Genomic DNA, 8512 nt, shown 5'->3' on the forward strand with positions numbered 1-8512 from the left:
GTGCCGTCTATCCGACAATTATCATTTTTAGCGACAGCTGCCCGTTTAACTTGATTGCATATGCTAGCTAAGTAAAACATTATTGTTATTTAAGCCACTTATACATGGCCACTTTCCCTACTCTGGAAAGTGGCTTTTTTTGTTTTGCCGTACCTGTGGTTATTGATGGTTTGCTAATTTAACGAAAGCGCTGGCAAATAAATGTCCAAAAACGAGTTGAACGAAGCCGCTCTGCGGCTGTGATCCGACTATCAGTTAACCCTGTTTAAACTTGATCAGACCTTCATAATCACCGGCATGAATCACTGAGTTGATTTTTCATATACGCCAGAAACGAAAAATGTCGCATCCATGCGACATTTCTCTTTTGGCGGCCAAACCAGTTTTGCTATATCCATTCTAGATTTCAATCCATTAGGAGGTTATTCAGAATGTAATTATAAGACGCTGTTAATGTTGATTAGTTCCCTTTATGCGGCATTTTTTTTCGATTTATCTTCTAAGTCGAATGACGCAGCGATTAATTTCTTGGTGTAGTTGTTTTTCGGCGCATTGAAAATCTCTTCTGCAGACCCTTCTTCCATTACTTCGCCCTTCTGCATCACCAGTACGCGATCCGACAGTGCTTTCACTACCGAGAGATCGTGGCTGATGAACAGGAAGCCGATATTGTGCTTGGCTTGAATGTCTTTCAGCAGGTCAATCACGGTCAGTTGTACAGAGCGATCGAGTGCTGAAGTCGGTTCATCCAGCAAAATGAAAGAGGGCTCTAGAATCAGTGCGCGAGCAATCGCGATACGTTGTCTTTGCCCGCCAGAGAACTCATGTGGATAACGGTTTATTGAATTCGGCTCTAAGCGAACTTCAATCAATGCTTTGTGCGCTCTTTCTAAACGTTCTTGCTTGGATAGATGAGGTTGATGCACCGTTAAGCCTTCGGTGATGATTTCCCCAACAGTCATGCGTGGTGATAAAGAACCATAAGGATCTTGGAACACCATTTGGACATCTTTCTTGAGCTTGTGACGCTCTTTATCATTTAATAAGCTAACGTCTTGGCCTTTGTAAACAATACGTCCGGTACTCGGCAGCAAGCCGATTAATGCACGTCCAAGGGTTGATTTACCTGAACCAGATTCACCCACAATGCCTAGCGTTTCGCCTTGTTTAAGATTCAACGAAATGCCTTTTACGGCTTCGAAGTACTGACTTTTACTCTTGATGAAATGTGATTTAACCAAGAACTGAACTCGGATGTCGTCAGCAGACAATAGCTCTGGGGCTGACGCCTCAACAGGAACCTTAGCGCCTTTAGGAATCGAGTTAATCAGCATGCGTGTGTAATCGTGTCTTGGATTCTCGAATAAGGCTTGAGTCATCCCTTCTTCAACTAGCTCACCTTTGCACATCACCAAAACACGGTCGGCAAAATGTTTCACGACGCCAAGGTCATGGGTGATGAACAAAATTGCCATGCCCATTTTGTTTTGGATTTCTTTGATAAGAGAAAGCACTTCCGCTTGTACGGTCACATCCAATGCGGTGGTGGGTTCGTCGGCAATCAAAATATCGGGCTCGTTGATCAAAGCCATTGCAATCATGATGCGCTGCAACTGACCGCCTGAAAACTCATGCGGATACTTGTTGTAAGCCTGTTCTGGCATTGGTAAATGCACAAGGTTGAAGAGCTCTAGCACACGCTGTTTTGCTTTTGATTTCGATACATTGCGGTGACACATAATGGCTTCTGCCACTTGTGTGCCCACGCGCAGGTATGGGTTGAGAGAGGTCATCGGTTCCTGAAAGATCATGCCGATTCTGTCGCCACGAATCGACTGCATTTCTCGTTCAGTCTTGCCAAGTATTGATTGCCCCTCAAATTCTATTTCAGATTGAGCATCAATGATGGCGTTATCAGGGAGCAAACGCATGAGTGCGTTAGAAGAGACTGATTTACCTGAACCTGATTCACCAACAATGGCCAAGGTTTCGCTAGAATTAAGGGTAAAGTTAACCTTTTTTACCGCATCAATGATTCCATCATTGGTTGTGAAGCTAACGGAGAGGTTATTGACTTTAAGTATGGCCCGGTCCGACATGATATATCCTTATCAATTTAAGACATTAGGTGAAGATTGAACTTCTGACGTTGTTTTAAGTTGCCCAAAATGGTGATGAGCACGTTGAATTTGTTCTAGTTCGAGCATCCAATGCGAACTGCGCTGAGCGCTGCAAAAAGCGATCAGGTGATTGAGCAAACCTTCGCTCTGCTTTTCCAATAACCCAAAGGTACGTTGAATCAGCTCAGTGTTCTCCAGAGAGATAAATTGCATCAGAGCGTAAGATTGATTCAAGGTATCGAAGGCTTGTTGGTGCTGACCTAATCGGTTGAGTATCTCTGATTGAGCGACGCTCGCGTCTCTTAACCCGGCAAGCAAGCAGGCAAATTGGCAAGGCTTGATATCGCTTTGGTATGCTGCATCTTGGATGTGATGAGGAAGTGAGGTTAGAACATCACCATAAAGGCGTTGTGCTTCTGGCCAGTGACCTTGTTCCATTAACTGTTCAGCTTTTAGGTAGTGCATCCAGCATCGTTCAATTTCCATATCCACATCCTCAATTTATAATATCAGAAAATGTTAATGATATTTGTTATCAATTGCAAATTAAAATCATTCACATGTTAAGTTGGTGAATTAAATGACGAGCTATTCCTAAAAATGGCTTGAATTGTGTGTTATTTGTTCAGTTGAACAGCTGTGTAGCGTAAGTCACTAAATTTGTAGGAAATTACATCTACACTGATTTTATCTACACCCAAGTAATGAAGGACTAAGGAGGCGGCGATGGCGATGCAAAGACTCAATACAGAACAGCTGTATCAGGTAGCGGATTTAGATAAGCTACCATGTAAGTCGACCAAAGAACTGGCTCCAATTGACGAAATCGTCGGGCAGGAACGGGCACAAAAAGCCGTTGAGTTCGCGATGTCAATCAAGGAAAAGGGTTACAACATTTATGCGATAGGGCGAAATGGTCTGGGTAAACGCACCATGATCTTGCGCTATCTGAACCGTCACCCTCAAGAAGTGCAGGAGCTTTTTGATTGGTGTTATATCGCGAACTTTGAAGATATTCGTACACCTAAGGTACTGAAATTACCTCGTGGCGTTGGCAGCAGCTTAAAGCAAGATATTGAAAAGCTAATGCGTAAATTGCTGAAAGGTATGCCTCTAGCGTTTGATAACGAGATGTACTTTAGCCGTGCTGATAGGCTTAAAAACCAATTAGCAGCTAAGCAACAAGCCGCGTTAGAAAGCATTAGCCAAGAAGCGAAAGACAAGGGCATTAACCTGACGATCACCACTCAGGGTGATTACCAGTTTGTGGCCATGAATGGGGATGATCTTCATACCGAAGAGAGCTTCGATCTGCTTTCGCCGGAAGAACAAGATCAATTTGATAAAACCATTGATGGATTGGAAGTCGGCCTACGAACCATCTCTCGTGAACTGACGGAACTTGAAGAGACGTACACTGAGAAAATTCAAAAGCTGAATGATGATACGGCGCGAGATGTGATCACTCACTTCATCAAGCAATTGAAGAAGGATTACAGCCAATATCCAGACATCAAAAAGTACCTAACGGCACTGCGTAAAGACATTGTCGACAACGCTGACATCTTTTTAGAAGAGAGCACGGAGCAAGCAGAAGTTGCAACGGCCTCTTTGGATAAGAAAATGCCGCGTCGCTACAAGGTTAACGTGATTGTGAGCCAAAAGGAGGAGACTCTGCCGATCGTGGTGGAAGAGAATCCAAATTATCACTCTCTGTTTGGCTATGTAGAAACGGCAACGTTCAAGGGCACCGTATTTACTGACTTCTCATTGATTCGCGCAGGTAGCTTACACAGAGCCAACGGTGGCGTATTACTGATGGATGCAGTAAAGGTACTTGAGCAACCGTACGTTTGGGAAGGCTTGAAACGAGCACTGCGTTCACGTCAATTGAGCTTCACTTCATTAGAAAAAGAGGTGACCTTAACGGGGGCGGTATCGCTTGATCCAGAACCGATTCCATTGGATGTTAAGATCATCCTGTTTGGCGATTACCGAACTTACCAACTGCTGCAACACTACGATGCAGAGTTTGGTGAACTGTTCCGTGTAACGGCCGATTTTGAAGATGAGATGAAGCGTACTCCCGATTCTGAAATGCATTACGCGCGCTTTATTTCGAGCATCGTGCACGACAACAACATGCTGCATTGTGATCGCAAAGCGATCGCTCGCATCATTGAGCACAGCTCTCGTCAGGCGGGTGACCAAGGTAAATTGTCTCTGCACTCTGCTCACATTGCTAATCTGCTTCGTGAATCAAACTACGTGGCGAGAGGCTCAAAATCGAACCTGATTCGTGCAACGCACGTTGACCAAGCGTTATCTAACCAACAGATGCGTGTCGGACGACTGCAAGACAGCGTGATGGAAACCTTCACTAACGGCACAACGCTAATCCATGTTGATGGTCAAGCGGTTGGGCAAGTGAATGCGCTGTCTGTACTCAGCACGACGGATCATATGTTTGGTGCGCCGAACCGAATCACGGCAACCACCGCTTACGGTGATGGTGAAGTGATTGATATTGAAAGAAACGTAGACCTAGGTGGCAGTATTCACTCAAAAGGCGTGATGATCTTGTCGGCTTACCTTTCTTCCGTATTTGGTAAGACAGCCAAAGTCCCGCTCACCACTAACATCACCTTCGAGCAATCGTATGGTGGCGTCGATGGTGACAGTGCGAGTATGGCCGAGTTCTGTGCGGTCGTATCAGCGTTCTCTAAGCAACCAAACCGTCAAGATATCGCAATTACAGGCTCGATGAACCAGTTTGGTGAGTCTCAGCCAATTGGTGGTGTGAACGAGAAAATTGAAGGTTTCTTTGATGTGTGTGAAATCAAAGGGCGTTCAAACGAACAAGGGGTGATCATCCCGCGTTCAAATGTTCACAACCTGATGCTGCGTAGCGATATTGTGAAAGCGGTTGAAAAGGGCGAGTTTAATATCTGGGCGATTGACCATGTAACAGAAGCGATTGAACTGTTCACAGGCAAAGCCGCAGGTGAGGCGAGTGATGAGGGTAGTTATCCAATTGATACTATATTTGGTATCGCCCAAGCTAAACTGAACGCACTGCGCAAATAGTTTGAATATCTAGATACACAGTTTAATAGCTAAGCTAAATAGATAGATAAACAAACAGATAAACAGCTAAAACGCAAAAGCCATCGATTCTAGAGTCGATGGCTTTTTTGTTGGTTACGATTTGGTTTACCAGTGAGCTATTTGTATTTGATCAGCTTGCTGTATTCGGTGAAAGTCGCGTGTTAAAAGGCGTTACCCATTTCGTAAGCAAAGCTTGGTGCCATCGAACTTCAGTTTTGCCAACAAGTGTTTGGCGTTAGCTCGGCCAATATCATCAAATTCGACACCGTATCGAGCGTAGTGTGTCGATTTCTGTAGATTGCAGACGATGCCTCGCAATGGCGGAATCAGTGGTCCGTTGTAGTTCTCAGGGGTTATCTCAATAGACACGCGATCGGCAATCTGAATCGCACGAGAGGTTGGTGAGGTAACGAAACGACAACCACTTTTCGATAAGTCTCTTATCTCACAGTTTGCTCGCTGGTCGTTGAAGATGATTCTTGAAGCCAGATTCACTTCATAGCGTGTTTCTTTACGTAGCTGTGTCACTTGCATCGTGCTTGGTGTAGACAGCACTAGAATAGGGAAGGGTTCACCAATCTTATGGTGAATTTGGCTTCTAAAGTGGATAAGCGCGCCTTCACCTCGTAGAGAATACGCACGAGCGGTCATCCAAAAACCTTCTTGAAAGAAAAAGTTCAGATCTTCATTGGATACCTCGGGAACCTCAACCACAATACAGTTATCACTGTGCGTTCCGATAAACTTGGTGGTGGCGAGAAACTTCGTGCCAACGGGAGTCGAGACATTTAATGTCAGCTCACTGCCGTGCTCAATCATGGCCAGTGCATCAGTGCTATTGATAGTGGAAACGGTGCGATTACGAGGGTCTTGAAGTGCCTGATTATGCTCCAAAGGCTTCTTCAGGGGTGCGTTCATTATATGTTCTCCATGCGCCAACATGCGTCTGTTAGTTATACTGGTAACTTGCTAACAAGGGGTTATTACGTGCTAGATTTAGTGGACGTACTCACATAGATTTATAGAGTGCCTTTTATCATTGCTGATTTTATATTAAGCCGATTGCACTGAATTATTTGCTGTGTTTGTAAGTACTTAGTTTTATTTATATGCACTTGCGTTAGTTTATTACAAGGAATTCATACTTCAAACTTTAATTGTTTGTCGTATCCATTATTTGCAGGAGTTGAGAATGCAGGCAGTTAAATGGGATCAAGATGTGAACCAGATCACGGTTGAGTTAGAACCAGATCAGTTTGCGGTAGTTAAGTATAAAAAGGATGGCGATGTACTGCATATCACCTCAACTCGAATCCCTGATGAACTGCAAGGCAAGGGCTTTGGTAAGGCGATGATGGAGTCGGTATTGCCTGAAATTGAACAAGCGGGCTTCAAAATTGTGCCGGTTTGTAGCTATGTGGTTCACTACATGAATAGGCAGCCACAGTGGTCACACCTTCTATCCGATAAAGCATAACAACGAGTAATATGTCTCAATCAATATCGTCGAATAATCGAGCTCAACCTGAAGCGGGTTCAAGTCAAAATCAGCCAGAGCTTTATCAACAAGAGTTTTATCAAAATGAGCTTTATCAAAAAATAGCGACCTCGCTGGGTTGTCATGAAGGGTTTGATGTCCAAGTGATTCAACGCCTATGGGGTGGATATGGCGAGTTAGTTCGCTTAGTCTTTTCTCAAGAAAGCAGTGCGGAACTCAAGAGTGTGATTGTTAAACATGTCGCGTTGCCAGATAAAGCTGAACACCCAAAGGGTTGGAATACCAAACTCTCTCACCAACGAAAGGTACACTCTTACCAAGTGGAAACAGCTTGGTATCAATCGTTCACTCAAGAATGGGATGAGCGTTGCCCTGTACCTGTTGGGCTGCAATGTGAACTAGAAGAGAATGAGTGGCTGATAGTGATGCAAGACTTAGCGGATATAGGTTTTCCGTTAACCTCTCAGTTTGATGTACTTGCAGCTTCTGACTATCAGGCACCTAGTTACACACGAGAAGAGCAAAAACAACGTAATGCTTGCCTTAAATGGCTCGCTAACTTTCACGTAAAGCACATCAATATCAATCAAGAGCAGTTGTCATCATTGTGGCAAGTCGGTACTTATTGGCATCTAAATACACGTCCTGATGAGCTCAATGCCTTGGCTGATTTACCATTGAAGAACCAAGCCAAGCACATCGACCGTTTACTAAAAGAATCTCCATATCAAACCTTGGTACATGGCGATGCCAAGCTCGCCAATTTTTGTTTTGATTCTGAAAGCGAGCGAGCAGCTGCGGTCGATTTCCAATATGTGGGTTACGGCTGTGCGATGAAAGACGTCGCCTTGTTCATGAGCAGCGCGATTAGGCCACAAGATTGCGCAGAGCTTGAATCAGAAGTACTAGATGCTTACTTCCACTACTTGAAAGAGGCATTGGCGTACTATCAGCCACACCTTTCATTTGATGAGGTAGAAGCAGCATGGCGACCAATGTTTTACGTGGCGTGGGCCGATTTCCAACGTTTCGTAAAAGGCTGGAGCCCAGAGCATTGGAAGATTAACCCTTATACTGAGCAGTTGACCTTACGAGTGCTCACTCAATTAGACGAACAGGAGTCCGTCAATGTTCGATAGAACCGCGAGCTGGAAAACGCCGCAAAACTTTTTATTACTGATTTCGATTGTTGTACCGATCGCGTTTTCGAGCTGGATGGCTCTGCTTAATAACTTCGTGATTGAGAAAGCGAACTTTGATGGCGCCGAGGCTTTGTTTCCTAAATCAGGGAACTAATGCTTAAAGCTACGATCAGATCATCTAAGTTCACTCACATACTTAGAGCAATGCCAAAGCCTCGCTACAGAACAACTAACTGGAAACAATATAACCAAGCCCTAATCAATCATGGTTCACTGACATTCTGGATTGATGAGGAAGCGATTCAACAGTGGAAGCAACTCAAGCAAGGTAAACGAGGTCGACCTCGATTGTTTAGTGACTTAGCCATTACGACCGCCCTCATGGTTAAACGAGTATTCGCGATGCCGTTGAGAGCGTTACAAGGATTCATCGATTCTGTTTTCAAACTCGCTCAACTCCCGTTGTCATGTCCTCATTATTCATGCATCAGTAAACCAGCCAAAACGGTTAATGTGTCATTCAAGACAAAGACCCGAGGCGCAATACAGCATTTAGCCATTGATGCAACAGGGCTAAAGGTCTACGGTGAAGGTGAATGGAAAGTAAAAAAACATGGTACTGAAGGGAAGCGTCGAGTTTGGCG

Annotated in this window: 7 protein-coding genes and 1 pseudogene; 5 read left to right on the forward strand and 3 right to left on the reverse strand. The window is 44.4% G+C overall.

All coding sequences use genetic code 11. The annotated features are described in order from the left end of the window. Positions 1-470: 470 nt before the first annotated feature. Together AB4375_RS21390 and AB4375_RS21395 are read right to left on the reverse strand one after the other, a co-directional pair. Positions 471-2099 (reverse strand): ABC transporter ATP-binding protein, encoded by a 1629-nt coding sequence (locus tag AB4375_RS21390; protein ID WP_372052483.1) that lies wholly within the window; start codon positions 2097-2099, stop codon positions 471-473. A gap of 12 nt (positions 2100-2111) precedes the next feature. Next, on the reverse strand, positions 2112-2606 hold the full coding sequence (locus AB4375_RS21395) for a hypothetical protein (RefSeq protein WP_017068585.1): 495 nt from the start codon (positions 2604-2606) through the stop codon (positions 2112-2114). Between the two features lie 240 nt (positions 2607-2846). On the opposite strand from AB4375_RS21395, the gene AB4375_RS21400 reads away from it, so the two are divergent. Continuing rightward, positions 2847-5207: a Lon protease family protein gene (locus tag AB4375_RS21400; RefSeq protein ID WP_017061577.1), complete on the forward strand. Its 2361-nt coding sequence runs from the start codon at positions 2847-2849 to the stop codon at positions 5205-5207. Positions 5208-5399: 192 nt separating this feature from the next. Here the strand turns inward: AB4375_RS21400 and AB4375_RS21405 are convergent, their stop codons facing one another. Next, positions 5400-6146, reverse strand: a complete 747-nt coding sequence (locus AB4375_RS21405; RefSeq protein WP_017065025.1) for a flagellar brake protein — start codon at positions 6144-6146, stop codon at positions 5400-5402. Between the two features lie 274 nt (positions 6147-6420). Between AB4375_RS21405 and AB4375_RS21410 the strand changes: the two genes are divergently transcribed. From AB4375_RS21410 to AB4375_RS21425, 4 genes and pseudogenes are all read left to right on the forward strand, one after another. Beyond that, on the forward strand, positions 6421-6705 hold the full coding sequence (locus AB4375_RS21410) for a GNAT family N-acetyltransferase (protein ID WP_017065024.1): 285 nt from the start codon (positions 6421-6423) through the stop codon (positions 6703-6705). Between the two features lie 11 nt (positions 6706-6716). After that, positions 6717-7865: a phosphotransferase gene (locus AB4375_RS21415; protein ID WP_372052485.1), complete on the forward strand. Its 1149-nt coding sequence runs from the start codon at positions 6717-6719 to the stop codon at positions 7863-7865. Continuing rightward, positions 7855-7995: pseudogene (locus tag AB4375_RS21420) on the forward strand (MFS transporter); the annotation flags it as partial. The gene AB4375_RS21415 and the pseudogene AB4375_RS21420, both read left to right, overlap by 11 nt. Positions 7996-8072: 77 nt before the next feature. Further along, positions 8073-8512, forward strand: a 440-nt coding sequence (locus tag AB4375_RS21425) for an IS5 family transposase (protein WP_372052486.1), incomplete at its 3' end; no start/stop codon positions are given.

This window comes from Vibrio sp. 10N.261.51.C6, assembly GCF_041471785.1.
Classification (GTDB): domain Bacteria; phylum Pseudomonadota; class Gammaproteobacteria; order Enterobacterales; family Vibrionaceae; genus Vibrio; species Vibrio crassostreae_C.

Bases quoted from the DNA above. Each gene is read 5' to 3' on its own strand.
- AB4375_RS21415 (WP_372052485.1), top strand. From the start codon at position 6,717: ATGTCTCAATCAATATCGTCGAATAATCGAGCTCAACCTGAAGCGGGT.
- AB4375_RS21390 (WP_372052483.1), bottom strand. From the start codon at position 2,099: ATGTCGGACCGGGCCATACTTAAAGTCAATAACCTCTCCGTTAGCTTC.
- AB4375_RS21400 (WP_017061577.1), top strand. From the start codon at position 2,847: ATGGCGATGCAAAGACTCAATACAGAACAGCTGTATCAGGTAGCGGAT.
- AB4375_RS21410 (WP_017065024.1), top strand. From the start codon at position 6,421: ATGCAGGCAGTTAAATGGGATCAAGATGTGAACCAGATCACGGTTGAG.
- AB4375_RS21405 (WP_017065025.1), bottom strand. From the start codon at position 6,146: ATGAACGCACCCCTGAAGAAGCCTTTGGAGCATAATCAGGCACTTCAA.
- AB4375_RS21395 (WP_017068585.1), bottom strand. From the start codon at position 2,606: ATGGAAATTGAACGATGCTGGATGCACTACCTAAAAGCTGAACAGTTA.